9 protein-coding genes are annotated in these 18,073 nt (G+C 60.6%); 4 read left to right on the top strand and 5 right to left on the bottom strand.

The annotated features are described in order from the left end of the window. Nucleotides 1–23: 23 nt before the first annotated feature. Nucleotides 24–1,949: a hypothetical protein gene (locus Q7S58_RS07165; RefSeq protein WP_304822673.1), complete on the bottom strand. Its 1,926-nt coding sequence runs from the start codon at nt 1,947–1,949 to the stop codon at nt 24–26. A gap of 321 nt (nt 1,950–2,270) precedes the next feature. Next, on the bottom strand, nt 2,271–3,692 hold the full coding sequence (locus Q7S58_RS07160; protein WP_304822670.1) for a hypothetical protein: 1,422 nt from the start codon (nt 3,690–3,692) through the stop codon (nt 2,271–2,273). Between the two features lie 224 nt (nt 3,693–3,916). Between Q7S58_RS07160 and Q7S58_RS07155 the strand changes: the two genes are divergently transcribed. Then, nucleotides 3,917–5,086 carry an acyl-CoA dehydrogenase family protein gene (locus Q7S58_RS07155; protein ID WP_370655469.1) on the top strand — a complete coding sequence of 390 codons (1,170 nt, stop codon included), beginning with the start codon at nt 3,917–3,919 and terminating at the stop codon, nt 5,084–5,086. 415 nt (nt 5,087–5,501) lie between these two features. After that, the gene (locus tag Q7S58_RS07150) at nt 5,502–10,640 is read left to right on the top strand and encodes a hypothetical protein (RefSeq protein WP_304822664.1); all 5,139 of its coding nucleotides are present in this window, start codon (nt 5,502–5,504) and stop codon (nt 10,638–10,640) included. Nucleotides 10,641–10,701: 61 nt separating this feature from the next. Here the strand turns inward: Q7S58_RS07150 and Q7S58_RS07145 are convergent, their stop codons facing one another. Both Q7S58_RS07145 and Q7S58_RS07140 read right to left on the bottom strand, forming a co-directional pair. Further along, nucleotides 10,702–11,253, bottom strand: a complete 552-nt coding sequence (locus tag Q7S58_RS07145) for a hypothetical protein (protein ID WP_304822662.1) — start codon at nt 11,251–11,253, stop codon at nt 10,702–10,704. Nucleotides 11,254–11,627: 374 nt separating this feature from the next. Further along, nucleotides 11,628–12,866: a serine hydrolase domain-containing protein gene (locus Q7S58_RS07140; RefSeq protein WP_304822659.1), complete on the bottom strand. Its 1,239-nt coding sequence runs from the start codon at nt 12,864–12,866 to the stop codon at nt 11,628–11,630. Nucleotides 12,867–13,212: 346 nt separating this feature from the next. Here Q7S58_RS07140 and Q7S58_RS07135 point away from each other — a divergent pair, with 346 nt between their 5' ends. Both Q7S58_RS07135 and Q7S58_RS07130 read left to right on the top strand, forming a co-directional pair. Then, nucleotides 13,213–14,103, top strand: a complete 891-nt coding sequence (locus Q7S58_RS07135; RefSeq protein ID WP_304822656.1) for an alpha/beta hydrolase — start codon at nt 13,213–13,215, stop codon at nt 14,101–14,103. 51 nt (nt 14,104–14,154) lie between these two features. Continuing rightward, nucleotides 14,155–15,801, top strand: a complete 1,647-nt coding sequence (locus tag Q7S58_RS07130) for an amidohydrolase (protein WP_370655473.1) — start codon at nt 14,155–14,157, stop codon at nt 15,799–15,801. Nucleotides 15,802–15,895: 94 nt separating this feature from the next. Here the strand turns inward: Q7S58_RS07130 and Q7S58_RS07125 are convergent, their stop codons facing one another. Beyond that, complete coding sequence (locus Q7S58_RS07125) at nt 15,896–17,629, bottom strand: amidohydrolase family protein (RefSeq protein ID WP_304822653.1); 1,734 nt, start codon at nt 17,627–17,629, stop codon at nt 15,896–15,898. Between the last annotated feature and the right edge of the window lie 444 nt (nt 17,630–18,073).

Genomic DNA, 18,073 nt, shown 5'->3' with positions numbered 1-18,073 from the left:
GGTCGCGACGGTCGAATCGCTTGTCAATGGTTTGTTCCGAGAGTGAGATCTTTCCGCCGAAACAACCTCAAGTCCGATCGGTGGAATATCTCGTCATAGCCGTCCGGAGGTAGCTGCAGCGATGCTGGCGGAGCGTCTTGCACAAGAATGTACGGCGGCTTAGCCGCGATAGCCTCCGGCAAGCTCGCAATTCCGCGCACGCGTCCCGAATGCTGGTATCGATCGTTGGGGTCGAACTCGGCCAGGTAGGGGTCATCGTCGATTCCAGTAAACACAGAATATTGCACCAGGGAAAAGAAGCCTGCGTCGTGCGCTATATGCACTATATGCGTCGCGGTTGTGATGCGGCCTGCGGCAATCTCCTTGTCGAGTAGCTCCTTGAGCGCGAATTCATCCGGATCGAAATTCCATCGCACCTCCCTCGCGCCCACCCAATAACCACGTGAGGCATCGAAGAGATTGAAGCCCCAATGCTCGGCAATCGAATGCTGCTCGGAATCATAGTCGACCGGCGAGGCCGAGTGTCGCCATGGGTAGATCAACAAAGTCATCAGCACGAAGAATGAAAGGGGCTTCGACAACTTCCCATAGCACAACGCGAATACAATCGACGCCGAGAATGTCATGAATAGCGGCGTCCAGTATTGCAGGAACTCTGCATCAAGGTCTTGCAATCCAAACTGCACCGTCAAGTCACTGGTCAGCCCCCAAGCGTAGTCGCGCACATAGTCGAATATCAGCGCTAGCAGCAAAGCGAAGGCGATGATGCCGGCATTTCGCATTCGGGAACTATCGCTGAACCAAACACCGAGCAAAGCAGTAAGTGCAACAAAGGTCAGCAGGGTAAGCATCGGCGATTGGGCGAACACGCGGACGGGCAGCGAGGTCGCTAATTGCATGCTGGAGTAAAGCGCCCCGGCGAGCAAGATCGACACGAGCAGGACGTTAACAATCGTAGGCGCTTTGTAAGTCCGAGGACGATCTGGATGCAGCTTCATCGCAGCGACGACAATCACAGCTATGCCAGCGATCTGAGCAAGAGGAAGCAGCGGGTAAGGAACTGGAGTATTAAGGTTGATGAACACGTCCGGCAATGCAACCAGGCTGGCGCCAAACAGTAGCAGGAAGCCGAGAGCAAAGCCAATCAGATCGCCCTCCGCGAGCCATAGCAGAATGGCTGCGCTGGCAACCAGCATTCCCAGGAAGCCTACCAGCGCCTGTGTCGCCACCGCGGTACCTAGCGCCATCGCGCCCATGATCCCGAATAGCCATTTGCGGCGCGCTTCCAGGAAGAATCCCAGGCCGACCGCCAACGCCACGAATACCAGCGCCGTGCCCCGCATTCCTTGCGCTCTGCGAAACAGGCAGGTCTGAAACAGAAGCAGCGCGGCGCCTCCGCCCGCGACGTCGCCCGCAAATGATCGCCCCAACCGATAGACGCCGAAGATCAGCAGTCCACACATCGGTACCATCGCGGCGGTCTGCACGAGGACCGCGAGTTTCGTATGGCTGGCGAGTCCGATCATCGCGAAAAACAGTTCGACGCCAGGCCCAAGAGCTTTAGGTCCCCAGAGGCCGTAGGGGTCGTTGTCGAACGGCAGATAGATTCCAAATGTCATGACACGCTGGATCGCAGCGGGGTAGGCGAGTACGTCCATGAAAGGGGGAGTCGGTGACGCAAGCTGCAAAGGCAGCATCGAGACTGCCAGCATCGCCCATGACAGCAGGGCCATACTTTGACCCGCGCCAGGTGGATGAAATTCGATCGAAGGCGGAAAGCGCCACAGCCAGACCGCGCCAGCAATCAGAAGCGACCAGAAAGCTACGCCGCCGAACAGCCCGAGCGGACCTAGTAATTGGCCTAGCACGTAGCCAGCTACCCATATGCCCATCGCTCCACCGATCAGCGCGTCGCATATTTCGATGGAGCGATCGATTCGAAGCAGCACACCCGCTGCTACTAGAGTGCCTAACCCCCAACAGAACCACACTTTGACGGCAGTCCAGCCTGTCACTGGTTGAAGGCTAAGAGCCGCCTTCCATGCCTCACGCCACTGCAGATGGTATGGGAAGGTCCTTAACTTGAACAGCGCGAGGGCTGTGATTATCGCGAGGCCGGCTATGACGGCGCGCCACAGTATCGTGTCAAATGGCCTCGAGGCCTGCTCTTGAGACGCCTGCGACGCAACAGGAACCGACTGAGGTCCGGCGCTCTGTGTCATCTCCCTGCCTCCGCAGCCACTTGATTGGTAGGCATCGAGCGGTGCGACTCAGGAGAGACCCCACATCCGAATTTGCCAGACTCCGCATCCAATGATGATTATTGACGCTGTTATCAGGATCCTCGCCAGTTGATCGGTACGATCACGCATGCCGAGCGCCATCATGACGAGCAGGAATGGAAATGCCGGGATGTAGTGGCGAGTGCCGAATTGCGCAAAGCCGTTGGCGTAACATAAGAGGCTCGGAATCGAGACCAGCACCGACGCGACGAACATCGTCGAGATAGTTAGCCGTCGAAAGCTTGGCCTCAAGGCCAATACGAAGGCGGGACTCGTGGTTGTAAGCGCCTGGCCGGCGAATACCGGATGAATATAAGGAAACCTGCCATCGACGGTAGGAGCCATGAAGAAGAGCGTATAGAGATTGCCGGGAAGGTATTGAAATGCAAATACGGGAGCGCCCTTTGGGCCGGTGATCATCACCCCCTGATCGAAAAAGCTGCCGTAGCGCGCTTCGTTCAAGCCGACGAAGATGACGCCCACCGCCAGAAAGCCCGGGATCATTCCCAATAGTTCGGTGAATGTGCGCCCCTTCTTCCACGCCAGTAGCGCATAGATGGGCGCAGCAAGCGCCAGGTCATAGCGTCCCAGCGAAGCAAGGCCTGCAAAGATTCCGAGCCGCACAGGACGAGCCTCGCCGAATAGCTCGATCAGCGAGGCTAGCTGGAAGATCAGGGCGGTGTTCATTGGAAGCGCCCAGGTCGTGCCAACCACCGTTTCGTACCATAGGACGTTGCCCATGGCGAAGAAAAACGTGAGCCACACTCGCGGGTTGAGGCTTACTTTGAGGCGGCCCAGGAGAATCCACGCGAGCACAACATCGATAGCTCCGACCAGCACCGAAAATTCGGTCTGATTAGTGTCCATGCCCCAGATCGCCGTGAAAGGCATCAGCAGAATTGCCGGCAATGGGGGATGTAACGCGTAGCTATAAGCTCCCACCTGGGCGTGCTCGAGGAAGCTGTTAGGTGCGTCGATATAAGTGTGACCGTGAATGAACGCGACCGCCTGGCGAACCTGCTCGTTAAATGGAGTTGGCGGAAACATCGAGACGGCATAGAGCGTAAAGAAGGCCACCAGGACCGCAAACGTACTCCATCGCTCGGTGAGCGACCCAGTCAGAACCTGATCGCTTAGCGCACGATCCGCGCGGCGTTCGACCAAGTCCGCCAACGCGAGTCCTCCTAGTCCAAGCACCAACGCGATCGTGACCAGGAAGTTCGGAAACTCTCCGCGCCAACCCCAGTAGATCTCATCGGCGATTGCGAGCGCCGCGCCCGCGGTCAGAAAGCGCCTCGCACAGCGCGCCAGCGCATATCGATCCGCCTCGGTGCAGTAGCCATATGCGGTATGCAAATGACTTCGATCGCTCGCGGCGACAATCATATGTTCTGCGTAGCTATCACTCATCGGATGTCCCACCTGCCCATGGAATCCTGAAACACAATCTCATCGGGAGCAAGTCCCGCAAAGGTTGACGTCGTCGAGCATGGCGGCCAGCCGGCTGTCGCGCACGATCGCCAGCGGGCTGCCGGCCCGTCTCGCCGCGCGTTCGCCGTGATCGCCCGGCTTGCGTTTCTCGCGAAGATTCGCGATACCGTGGCGTTGACGCAAACTTCGTGGATGTCGCACGCATGAATCAGCTAATCGATCGCGCCATCGCTCTCGCGCCGCAACTCCGCGAGGCCTCCGACGAAGCTACTCGGCTCCGCCGGTTGCCCGATTCCACCTGGAACGCGCTGCTCGATTCGGGCCTGCTGCGCGGCCTCCAGCCTGCCCGCTGGGGCGGCGGCGAGGCGGATCCCGCCGGCTATTTCGAGGCGATTGCCGAAATCGCGCGCGCCGACGGTTCCGCAGGTTGGGTCTCCGGCATCATCGGCGTCCATCCCTGGCAATTGGCGCTCTTCCCCAAAGAGGTGCAGCAGGAAGTCTGGGGCGAAGATCCCGCCACGATGCATTCCTCGTCGTACGCTCCAACCGGCAAGGCTGAAAAAGTCAAAGGCGGCTTCCGCCTGAATGGCCGCTGGTCGTTTTCGACCGGATGCGACCATTGCCAATGGGTGATCCTCGGCGCGATCGCCGGCGGCGTCGAGGTCCGCGGCGCACAAGTGCCCGATTCGCGATCGTTTATGCTCCCGCGCCGCGACTACATCATCGACGATAACTGGCACGTCGCGGGCCTGCGCGGCACCGGCAGCAAGGACATCGTCGTCGACAACGCCTTCGTGCCCGACTACCGGAGCCAGTCGCACTGGGATTACACCCTGGGCCGCGATTTGCCCGGCTGGGAACTCAATCCCGCACCTCTATATCGCCTGCCGTTCGCGCTGATCTTCAACTACGCCCTGACCGCATCGGTGTTAGGCGCCGCGCGCGGCTTTCTGGAGCTGTGGATCGATATCAACCGCAACCGCAAGGGCGGCCTTGGCGGCGTCGTCAGCGACGATCCCTATGTCCAAAAACTGCTCGCAGAAGCTGACTATGCGATCGACGCGGGATTCCTCCTGATGCGCCGCGATCTCGAACAGTTGATGGACGCGGCCCGCAGCGGCCGCATCCTCTCCTTTCAGCAGCGCGCCGCGATGCGTGTTCACGCCTGTCGCTCGGCGCAGTTGGCCGCGCGCGCCGCAGACCAGTTGTTCGAGGCGAGCAGCGGCAAGGCTATCTTCCTCGATCATCCGCAGCAGCGCCGCTACCAGGATATCAAGGCGATGCTCGGACACGCCTATCTGAACGTGGATGCGCCGGCCCGGATGTACGGCGCACTCTCCTTCGGCCAGCCCGTCCTGAACCCGATGCTGTAAGGTCCAGCGGGCCGCGCTTCAAGGATCAGTTACTTCGAACGGTTTGGCCGTCTCGAATGCTGCCATGCCGATTTAGAGAATCGCATCGTCGACCGGATTGGATCCCCGAATCCTGCCCGTACTTTCGTCACTTTAGCCCGCATAACGACGAATTGCGGTTTTGAAAGCGTAAGCCATTCCAATGATAATTTATGATTTAATTTGCTTGACCTAAGAGTAGTTTGTGCTAAAAGGTGTTTTCAGCCGTCTCCTAATGCCAACCAGTCGTCATGCGGCTGAATAGACGCGGGTGATGCACCCGGCGCTTAAGGGAGCCCAATCGCGGAATGCCGTCTGAGCCGGCGGTAGCCCGCGATAACAGCGAATCGTGCGCCCTAAAGGTAATTCTCTAGCGAAAGCCTACGTCATCCTCCTGATGCTCGCGTTGGCAATCGCGAGCGTAGCGGGCGCTCAATATTCGACTCAGCCGGTCACCTCAGCGTCCTCCGTGATCAGGCATCCGACGCTCGGCTCGGCCAAGGACCGCCTCGAGCGCGCTCGCTTCTTCCAGAACCGTGCCGGGATGCAGTTCGGCATGCCGAAAGACGGCTACCAGAAGGCAGTCGAGCAGCGCCGGAGGCTGGAGCGCTCAGCCAAAGCGAGCGCCCAAGCCTCCGGCGCACCGTATGCTCCGCCGGCGTGGGAATTCATCGGCCCATTGCCGATCAAGAACGAAATCGCCAACCTCGGCGGACCGATGGTCGGTACCGGGTTCGCCGCGACCGGCCGCATTTCCGCGATAGCCGTCGATCCCAGCGGAAATATCTATGTCGGCACCGCCAGCGGCGGCGTGTGGCTAAGCAAGGATCACGGCGCCACCTTCAGCTTCATCAGCCGCGCGCTCCCGACTCAGTCAATCGGCGCGATCGCGATCGACAACAGCAGCGGTCCGACTCCGATCGTTTATGTCGGCACCGGCGAAGGCAACAATCCATTCGGCGGCGACAGTTTTTACGGCGCCGGGATGTTCAAGACTGCCGATATGGGCGTCAATTGGACGCAGGTCGATCCGGGGGGCAAATTCTTCGCCAACGGCCCCTTCCAGTCGTTCACCTCGATGTCGATTCCGTGCCTCTACATGTGGGCAGGCACCGGCTTCGGTTTCAGCTCGTCGCGCGGCAGCGCCGACTGGCTCGAAGGCTTGATGACCGTCGGCAGCATCTATGAATCGGACAATGCCGGCGCCGACGGCAGCTGGCATCGCACCTTCGGCGGTACTCACAACGGCAACACCGGCGGCCCCGTCCGCTCATTCATCATCGGCGCCACGCGCGATGATTTCGATCCGACGATCCTGCATCCCGCGATGTTCTCCGCAGTCGACCTCGAGGGCATCTACTTCGCCAATTTCACCTGCGGCCCAGGACAAGCGCTGTCGCCGTGGTCCAATGCGCCGATCCCCTCGAGCAGTTTCGGCCGCACCAGCCTCGCCGTCCGGGGCCCTAGCGTCAATCGCGAGAACATCGAGGCGATCGTTGGCGCCAGCGTTGCCTTAGCAGGCGGCGGCAAAACCTACTCCGGCGAGTACGCTGGATTCTTCACCTCGACCGATGGCGGCGCGAGTTGGGTCCAGATGACCACGCCATGCGCCGAAACGGGTGACAACGGCGCGACCTGGAGCACCGCGTCATGCGGCGATCTCGGCGCCTTCACCACGATCGATGGCGACGTTCCAGCCGGGCCGACCGGCAACCCGAATGTCTTTTCGCAGTCGTTTTACGATCAATCACTCATTATCTCGCCGGCCGATAACCGAACCGTGTACTTTGGCGGAATTGGCGAGTACAGCTCTGCCGACGACGGCGCCACCTGGCAGTTCCTGAACGGCCTCGGCAAAACCCATAGCGACGTCCACGCGCTGGCCTTCGACACCACCGACGCGACCAAGCTTTACTGGGGCAACGACGGCGGTATCTTTCTTTACAACACCTCGAGCGGCGCGTGGGCCTCGCTCAATCACACCATCTCAGCAGTCCAGATCTGGGCTATCGGACCGCATCCTACTAACAACAACAGCGTTCTCGCCGGCACCCAGGACAACGGTGTCGCGCTCTACACCGGTGTGCTCGGATGGGACAGCGTCGATACCGGCGACGGCGGCGCCACGCTCTTCGATCACGTCGATCCGACTTTCGCCTACCATAGCTACGGCGGCGGCGGTAACACCCTCAACATAGCTACTTCGACGACTGGCGGCACTAACGGTAGCTGGAACTTCATCACCCAATCCACTGCGATACAAGCCGCGATGGCTGCGGCGCCCGTCGACCCAGGCGCGTCTTTTACCCCGGTTCTAGCCGTCGATCCTTCAGTTGCTCATCGCGTGCTGCTCGGCGGCCACTTCATGTACGTTTCGAATGACGGCATGACCAACTGGGCGCGGATGTCCGCGCAGGATTTGTCCAACGGATGCGGCAATACGGGATGCTCGATCACGGATATCGAGTTCGATTCGGCGAATCACAACTTCCTATGGGTGCTCGCCGGGCAAAATGGCGCGCTACCATTTAAGCTGTGGACTACGAATCAGGCGAACCTGAATGCAGCCGTCCCTTTCACCGACTTGACCGGCAACCTTCCTTTCAACGCCGCCAACACCCAGGCAACGACCATCGCGCCAAGTCCGTCCAACACCCAGGTAGCTTACCTGGGCTTGTCGGGATTCACTTCCATCACCGCGATCGGGCACGTGTTCAGGACTGGCGACGGCGGCACTACCTGGGTTCAGCGCGACGGCGGATTGCCCGACATTCCAGTCGACAAGTTAATGGTCGATCGGCTCGATCCGACCGGCAATACCGTCCTCGCCGGCACCGACGCCGGAATTTTCCGCACCACCAACGGCGGCGTCACCTGGACCGATTTCAATACCGCGGTGATACCTACCGTCGCGGTCTTCGATCTCCAGCAGAACGACAACGGCGCGATCTTCGCCGGAACTCATGGCAGCGGCGCCTATCGACTGCTGCAGACGACTGCCACGCCGACGCCGACTGCAACCGCGACGCCCAGCAAGACCGCCACTAAGACGGCGACACCTTCCAGAACTGCGACCAGGAGCGCGACCCCCAGCAAGACGGCGACCCCGTCGCGGACAGCTACCAGGTCGGCGACTCCAAGCAGGACCGCCACCAACACCAAAACTGCGACGAAAACTGCGACTGCGACAGCAACCAAAACGCCTACTCACACCGCCACGCCAACCAAGACCCTGGTCAGGACTCCGACGCCCACTGTAACTCCTTTCCGGACCCCAACCAGAACCTCGACCAGGACTTCGACTCGCACCGCTACCAAAACATCGACTAGGACTGCAACCAGAACCGCGACTACCACTTTTACGCCGACTAGATCCGCAACCAGAACGCCGACCTTTACACCTACACGCACCAAAACAAGGACGCCGACGGCTACCTTCACTCCGACTCGCACCAAAACCCGGACGCCGACTTTCACGCCGACTCGTACTAAAACAAGGACGCCGACCTTCACGCCAACTCATACACCGACCCATACGCCAACCCGAACTCCGACTCGTACCCCGACTAAGACCAGGACCCCGACCAAGACCCCGACTCGCACTCCGACCGGCGCTGGGACCCCGACCTTTACGACCACCCGCACCGCGACCAGAACAGCAACCAGGACTTCGACTCGAACGGCGACCAGGACTTCGACCGCGACTTTCACACGTACTCGCACTGCGACCAGAACCGCGACCCGCACCTTTACGCCGACTCGGACTCCAACCCGGACCCCGACGCGAACTCCGACGCCGTTTCCGCCACCGCCTACTAAGTCGCCAACTCACACCCCGACGCATACTACGACCAGGACCGCGACGCGCACCGCGACTTTGACTCGAACCTCGACGCGCACGCCGACTCGAACTCCGACGCCGGCGCCTATCGTCGCCACCTTGTACGTCGTGAATAACTTGCCGGCGTCTGCCGTGCTCGAGTTCCCGGTGACTGCTAGCGGCAACGTGATTCCCGGAGTCGTCATCTCCGGCGTCAGCACCGGCCTGGTGGATTCGACCGGCGTCGCCGTCGATAAGACCGGCAAGATCTACGTTGCTAACCGCAGCTCCAACTCCATCACCGTCTATGCTGCGGGAGCTTTCAACAACGCAACGCCAATCGCCAACATCTCCGGCAAGAGCACCGGACTCGACGCGCCGTCAGGGGTGAGTGTTGACAAGAATGCAAACATTTTTGTCGCTAACTTCAATAATAATTCGATTACCGAATACGCAGCCGGCGCCACAGGTGATATAGCACCGATCGCAACCATCACTGGCGCCAACACTCAACTGAACGGTCCTCAAGGCATACTGGTCGATGAGTTCGGCAGGATCTACGCCGCCAACCTCAACACGCCCAGCATCACCGAGTACGCTAGTGGCGCTAGCGGCAACGCGCTGCCGGTTGTGACTATCGCCGGCGCCAATACTGCGCTCAACGGACCCTATGGCCTCGCTATCGATTCGAATGACAACCTCTTCACCGCCAATCGAGCTAACAACAGCGTCACCGAATACGGCCCGAGCGTAACCGGCAACGTCGCGCCGATCAACACTATCGCAGGCGCCAATACGCTTCTTTCTTTCCCGCTAGGTGTGGCGATTGCCCCGACCAATCCGGTCTTTATCGCGAATCAGAATCTGAACAGCGTAAACCGCTTTACTTCCGGCCAAACTGGCAACATCGCGCCCGGCGCAGTCATCAAGGGCCTCAACACCCAACTGAACCACCCGTGGGGTCTCGCAGTGCTGCCGCACGCGACGCCGTCCAGCACGCCAACTGCAACTCCGTCGCGCACGAGGACCAGGACTGCGACGCGCACCGCGAGCCGGACGCCTACTAGAACCGCGACGCGGACGCCTACAAAGACCGCGACCAGGACTGCGACGCGCACCGCGACGCCTACGCGTACTCCTACCAGAACGCCTACTCGGACAGCGACCAGAACGGCCACGCGTACCCCTACTCGCACTGCATCGCGCACCGCGACCCGCACTCCTACCAGGACTGCGACCCGCACGCCCACGGCAACACCGACCCCCTGCGGCGTGATAACGGTCAGCCAGGTCGCTGTCGTCGCCTCGCCCGGAGCCACGGTGCCTGCCGGCAGCTTTACGCTCAACAACAAGTGCGGAAAAGACGTTCAGGTCAATACGCTGGTAGTTGGTGTCAGCGACATCGGCCTGATCAGCGGCATGAGTGTCACGGGAACCGCTCGTCCATCCGGAGCGCGATCGAACATAACGCTTGCGCCGCAAGGCATATCGATTCAGCCGAACGTAGCCGGCACTGCAACCTTCACCTTGACTCCACCCCTGCCGATCCTGGCTGGTAAGTTAGGCAGTTTCGATTTCAAGGCGACTATTTCCAGTAGCCCGGGCGCCAGCAAGTCGTCCACGCAGAAGCTCACCAAAGTCGATACGACTTCCGGCGGCGTCGTAGTGCCGGCAGGTCCGCTGCCCGGCACCTTAGGTACTATATCTATCCCTTAAAACGGGTCTAACTCGCGCCTGGGTGGATCGATTCTGCGGCCTTGGTCCAACTAATAGGCGTCTATGGCAACCGCGGGCAGGGCGCGGCCCTGATTCCCGCCCTCTTTGCGTCAACGCGCAGCCATTGTTGCGGCGCTATGGTCACCAGACGCGGTGCGGCGTTTGAACCAGGTTCCTTTTCGGCGTCGAATGCGATCAGGTATTCGCCGGGAGCCAGCGGCATCGTAAAGCTTTGATTGGAGGAATCGCACGCGGCGCATGCGACCATCCGGTCACCGCCGGGTGAGTAAGCTTCGACGCACTGCACCACCTCCCCATTAGGTCTGGGACCTGGCACGCCATAGCACCCCACCTGTGGCGACGGCCCGCGTCCCTTGACGCCCGAATTGTACGGGGGTTTCTTCCCACTGATCGATTCTTCGCAGCACGCGGAATCTTCATCACCACGCATGATTTGCAGCCACTGCTGCGATTTAACAGTTACCAGCTTCGATCGTGGGTTGCTCAAATGACTGTCGCCAGCTTCAGCAATCACGACCGCATAGCTGCCCGGTTGCAGCGCCATCCGATAGCTACCATCCGATTCGCAGGCTGCGGTCGCGACCTTCTCCATAAAGCCACTCGGAAAGCGTTCGCGATCGACGCAATGACCGCGGTTAGCCGACCTGCTACTGTCGCTCGAAGCGGCGACGTATATCAGCGGCAGCCTGCTAGCAGGATCGAACGCTTCCGCACATCGATTCTTCATGCGGTCGAGCAGTTCCTCGTTTCTCTTCAACGATTCCGCCATCCCGCGCGGATGAGGCCTTGAAGCATCGTCAAGCTGTCGCTGTGTCAGCGCGATCTGGCTCTCGAGCCGCTTCGACTCCTTCGCATAGTTGGGCGCCTTGCCAAAGATGCCCGAGCTATCACCGCTTTGTGCTATAGCGCGTGTGGCTAGTATCGCTAACAACGCACCAGTCGCGACTGATAGACCGACCTTTGCGCCTAGGCCCACACGCCGCCCGCATTACTGCGATACCCCAGGCACTTATAAGCCGCGTCGATCAGCGATTGCCCGCGATCGTTCATCAGGATGCCGAAGCCCATCCGGTTCATCGTATAGCCGAAGCTCATATTGCATCCCGGATCAGCAAAGCCGATCGAGCCCCCCGCCCCTACGTGTCCAAACGCGGGCGCCGAAATCAGTAGCGAGCAATGCGCTGCGTTATCGAGCCGGCGATTGTCCATCGCCTTCATAAATCCCAGCGAAAACCGCGTCGGAATCCTAAGCGTGGCGTCTTCATGTGTCGCAACCGACGTCAGCGCCATCCGCGCCAGCGTATCCGGACCTACCAGCTTGACGCCCGCCAGCGTGCCGCCATTCGCCAGCGGTGCGTACAGTCCCGCGAGTCCGCGCGCATTCGAAATCCCCGTCGCCGATCCGATCTCCGCCGCATGCGCTTCGCGACTGTTAGGGTCGAACCGTCCCATGTTGAACATGAAGTAATGCGTCGGCGAATCTTTTTCGTTGACCGCGGCCTGCGATATCCGGCTGTTGCGCACTTCGTCGGTGATCGGTGCGGGGATCATCGGCGCGACTCTCGCCTCCTGCTCCGCCGGCAAGCCGATCCAGAAATCGATTCCGAGCGGTCGCGCTACCTCATCCTGGAAAAACCTGCCTAGCCGTTTGCCCGATGCGCGATGCACCATCTCGCCGACCGTCCATGCCGACGTGATGCCGTGATAGCCGTTGCGCGTGCCCGGCTTCCAGAAGGGCTCCTCATTCTCGAGCATCGCGACCATGTAGTCGTAGTCATAGCAGCCGCCATCCTTGATCTTCGTGCGCAGATGCGGCAGCCCAACCGAGTGATCGAGCATCATCGACACCAGCGCACCTTCCTTGCCGGCCTTGCCAAAGTTCGGCCAGTAGCGCGTCACCGGCGCGTCGAGATCGAGTTGCCCCCGATCGGCAACCATGTGCGCGCAGATCGCCGACGCTCCCTTGGTCGCCGAAAACACGATCGAGATCGTATCGCGCGTCCACGCGCCTCCGCCCGCCGCGACGCGTCCGCCCCACAAGTCGAGCACCTTGCGGCCCTCCAGGTTGATACACACGCTGGCGCCCACTTCGTCGCGCCGCTCGAAATTCTCGACGAACGCCGCCAGCACGTCCTCGAACTTCGGATCGCACTCGCCTTCGATCACGCCTGCGCCGCTCTTCAGTGAAATACTCCGATTGCTCATGCTCGATGCCTTCTCTTCCTTTCGATTTGTTACTGCTTACTCACTTAGGCGATCGCCTACTGCACCCCGCCGGCCTAGCGCGCCCTCCGTCATCCTGAAAGTCTGAACATTTCGGTACTAAGCGAACCTCACAACTTTGTCATTCTGAGCCGAAGGCTGCGCAGCCGAAGAATCCCGGATCTCTTCTCCTCAATCTGTGTAATCTGCCTGCAATCTGCGGTTCCAAATCTTCCGCCTGACCCTCTTCATTTCTCGTCTTCAGCGATGACGCTCGATCATCGCCGCCGGTTTGTCAAATTAAACCCGCTAAGGCTAGTCTCGCTCACTCATCCGCGGGAGGTGCACGATGCTGACGCCGCAAGAGCAGGACATCATTCGTCGCTGGAACGATTTCTACTTGAAGCCGCGCCCCGGCTCCATCCAGGAGCAGCGCAAACGCCTCGTCGATTACTTCGAGGAGTTCAACACCAACCAGCCCGCCGTCGGCGCCTATCATGAGGGCGTCCAGTTGAAGGCAGGCCTTACCGCCGATATCGCGGTGCCGCACGGCAGCGGCCCGTTCCCCGTCGTCATCTACATTCACGGCGGCGCATGGACGCTTGGCAGCCCCGCGACGCATCGCAAGCTCATCAAGCAGTTCGCCGAGGCCGGTTATCTCACGATCGCGCCCGACTACCGGCTCGCGCCCGAGAATCCTTTCCCCGCTGGCCTCGACGATTGCGTTTTCACCGCGCATTGGGTCGCCGAAAATGCGCATCGCTACAACGGCGTCGCATCGCGCATGGCGATGGGCGGCGATTCCGCCGGCGGCAATCTCACCGCGGCGACGTTGTCTTCGCTCGCGTCCTCCGAGCGCGCGCCGAAATTCAAAGCAGCGATTCTGATCTACGGCGCGTTCGATTTCGCCGGTCTCGTCGCGGTCGCGAAGGAAGCAGCGGAGCCGCTCGCCAAGGCTTATCTAGCGAGCAACTATCCCGCAGGGTTGAACGATCCGCGCGTCAGTCCGATTCGTGCGATCAAGCCGGGCGCGATGCCGCCGAGCTTCATCATCGCGGGCGCCGCCGACGGCATCGTCGGCGAATCACGCACTATCGCCGAAGCCATGAATCGCGCCGGCATCGAGAACGAGTTGCGCATTCTCGACGAGATGCCGCACGCCTTCATGCAGATGACCGAACTCTCCGCCTGCCGCGAGGGACACCGCCTGATGTTCGATTTCCTTCGCCGCCACGTCTAGACCTCGTGCACTTGGAGATCGCGCATGGCTGCTACGAGCAGAGTTGATTAGATCGCAGATACGGTTCTGCAGAACGGCAGAATCTACACCGTCGATCCGGCGAATCCGTGGGCTGAGGCGCTAGCGGTTCGCGCCGGCAAAATCGTCTTCGTCGGCGCGGATCGCGACGTCAAGTCGCTGATCGGATCCGGCACTCGCGTTATCGACCTGAACCGCAAGATGGTGATGCCCGGCATCAACGACGTGCACACTCATCCGCTGCTCGGCGGCCGCGCCGATCTCTTCGAATGTCATTTCCTGCCGACGCTTTCGCTCGACGAGGTGCTCGCCGTCGTTCGCGCCGATGCTCAAAAAGCCAGGCCCGGCGCATGGATCGTCGGCGGTTCGTGGGGCAGCAATTTCACAATCAAGCTCTCGACTCTCGACGCGCTGCGGGCGCTCGACGATGCGAGCGCGGGCCATCCGGTTTTGCTCCGCGATGACAGCGTGCACAATCGCTGGGTCAATTCGCGCGCGCTCGAACTCGCCGGCATCGATTCGCGCACGCCCGATCCCGTCGGCGGCGTTATCGTCCGTGATGAAACGACCGGCGCGCCGGTCGGGATGCTCTTCGAGTCGGCCGTCGCGATCGTCGAGCAGGCCGCGCAGGCCGCCAATCCTTATTCGCTCGAGGCCAACGTCTCGGCCCTCACGCGCGCGATCGAAATTCTGAATTCATTCGGCGTCACCGGCTTGCAGGATGCCGCCGTTAGCGGCGCCATTTTATCCGCCTACAACAATCTCGATGCGGACGGAAAACTCTCGGCCTGGGTGGTCGGCTCGATGATGGCCGAGCCGGCCGGCTTTCTGAACGACCTCGTCGGCGACGACCTGATCGATCAGCGCGCTAAATTCAAAAGCCCACACGTGATGCCGACCTTCGTCAAAATTTTTCTCGATGGCGTCCCGATGTCGCGAACTTCAGCCTTCATCGAGCCGTACCTTCCCGATAAAGCGCACGGATGCTGTTTTCGCGGCGCCACGACCAAGACTCTTCCCGAACTCGCGCGGCTAATCGCGAAACAGGAGGATCGTGGCCTCGCCGTCAAAATCCACTGCGCCGGCGACGGCGCAGTCAGGACCGCCCTCGACGCGTTCGACGTCGTCCGATCATTCAAAGGCGCTACGGCGCTCATGCATCATATCGCGCATGCCGGCTTCATCGATCCCGCCGACGTTCGCCGCTTCAAGGATTTGAACGTCGTCGCCGACCTCTCGCCGATTCTGTGGTACCCAAACCAGATCATCGATGGCATAGAGCAGGCGGTCGGTGATCGCGTCCGTCAATACTGGCCGAATCGCAACCTGATCGAGGCGGGCGCTCTTATCGCCACCGGCACCGATTGGCCCGTCATCCCCAATCCCGATCCGTGGTCCGGCATCGAAGGTTTGATCACGCGCCGCAATCCAAGCGGACAATTCGACGGCGCGCTGTGGCCCGAGCAAGCGCTCGATCTTCCGGCTGCAATCGCGGCTTACACCGCGAATCCAGCACGCGCGATGGGTCTCGAAAGCGTGACTGGCTCGCTCTCAGTCGGAAAATCGGCTGATATGATCGTGCTTGACAGGAACTTATTCGAGATCGCGCCGACTGATATCGCCGATACCAGGGTGCTTACAACTTTCTTTGAAGGACGCGGCGCTTACCAACGCGATTGATTGCTGACGAGTTCGCGCGGCGTCGATTCTCTTCAAAGAAAAACGGGCCGGCGCTTAGGACGCCGGCCCGCTAGCTTTTGGTTGAATCCCGATCCTAAGCGTGGCCGTGACGCAGCAATTTACCCGGCGTCGCGCCGGTCGGCTTGCCATCGTGGAACGTCTCCTGTCCATTCACGATGATCGAATGATAACCCTGTGCGCGGATAACCCGCCGCCATTCGCCCGCCGGAAAATCGTGGACGACTTCACCTACCCATTCGGGATCGGTGCCTAGCCGATCGAGGTCGTACACCACGACGTCCGCCCAACTGCCTTCGCGCAGCACTCCGCGATCGCGGAAACCCGCCGCGTGCGCCGGCAACGCCGACAGCCGATAGTGCGCCTCCTCGAGACTTACCTTCTTCTCATCGCGCACCAGCCAGCGCAGAAAGTCGGTCGTGTACGCACCGCCGGTGAAAAACTTCGTATGCGCGCCGCCGTCCGACACGCCCGGTATCGTGTACATCGAATTGTTCATCAACTCAGCCGTGTAGTCCGCATTCGACCCGCGATCCGGCCCGAGAAACTCGACATTCAGATCGCCCATGATCGACAAATCGAGCATCGTGTCGATCAGATCCTTGCCCCACTCGCTCGCGACCTGCGCGAGCGTTTTGCCCACGTATTGCTCGAGCTCCGGCTGATCGTTCGCGTGCTGCACGATCAGACGCCTGAGCGGTCCGCCGATTGCCCCCTGGATCAATTCGAGCCGCCGGTTCGCATCCTCCTGCTCGCGCTTGATCGCGGCCCGCAGCTCCGGATTCTTCATCTTCGCGATCTTTTCCGCCTTGGTCCCGGTCGTCACCTCGCGCCACGCCGGACTCGCGTCGTACAGGTTCCAATGCTCGAGCGTGAAGGCGAACCCGGTCCTCAAGGTCGCACCCTGTCCATAAATCGGCAGCCCGTTCGAGTTGGCCTTGTCCAGCCAGCGGAGACTCCGGCGATGAAACTCCGGATCGCGCGGCGTCGCCGCCACGATATTGTATAGAATCGGCCGCTGCGCTTCCGCCGCCAGCCGCTCGACAAACTCGATGTCCTCTTTCGGATTCACCGTCGCTTGCGTGATCTGGATGAACCCCTCGTCGCGCGCGCGCAACACCCGCGCGAGATTCAGGATGTCCTCATCGCACATCGTATCGGTCACCATCGGCGACCCGTCATAGTCCGCCTGCGTCGAGTTCGGCCCCAGCCGCTGAATCGAAAATCCGCACAGCCCCGCGTCCATCCCTTCATTCAGGATGCGCGCCATCTGCTCGCGCTCGTCCACATTCGCGGGCCGCGTCTTCGCCGCTTCGAGTCCCATCGTGTACGTCATTAGCGACGCGGTCGGCATGTACTGGATGCAATTGACGCCTTTCGGCGCGCGCTCCAGCGAATCGAGATATTCGGGAATCGTTTCCCAGTCCCACTTCATGCCCTCCTTCATCGCGTCGTACGGGATCGCCTCGGTGCGCGTCATCATCAGCATCGAGCGCTCGCGGAACGACGGCTTGACCGGCGCAAATCCGAACCCGCAATTGCCCAGCACCACCGACGTGACGCCGTGCCATCCCGAGATCGTGCACCACGGATCCCACCTTATCTGGGCGTCGTAATGCGTATGCAGATCGACGAATCCCGGCGCGACGATCAGTCCATCGGCATCGATTACCTGCTTGGCTGATCCCGCTGCGCGGCCGCCGATTTGCACTACTTTGCCGTCGCGGATCCATACATCGCCGCGAAACGCTGGCACCCGCGTCCCATCGACGATCGTTCCACCTTTGATATGAATGTCGAATTCCGCCATCGCATTACCTCGGTTCAGGCGAGCCGCCTCGCGCTTCAAATTAGCGTCGCTACTTCTCCACTTAAGCCATCTTTCTCAAATCCCGGGCCTCGATGTCAATCCTCTTGAACGATCGTTCAATTCCCAGTCTTTCCCCGCACTGCGTCGCATCATTGACGATACTGGCATATAGCTGCCGTCTCTTGACTTACTCCTTTACTAACAGCGCGTAGCGCGCATCTTATCTTATCGCGATTCGGCCCTGCGGCCCGAAGTCCGCTTCGCGTCGCCCCAGGAAGCGGCCCCTTCGAGGTTCAGGGTAAACTCCACCCGTTAGGTAGCCCTACACTAGAGAAGTCAGCGATACCTCCGAATCCACGATCTCTACTCCTCTACTAACAGCGCGTAGCGCGCATCCTCATCGCCACGGGAAGCCCGAAACCTCGTGAGGGCAATAATATAGTT

The sequence above is a fragment of the Candidatus Binatus sp. genome (genome assembly GCF_030646925.1).
Lineage (GTDB): Bacteria > Desulfobacterota > Binatia > Binatales > Binataceae > Binatus.
This window is presented reverse-complemented; position numbering and strand designations above follow the sequence as displayed.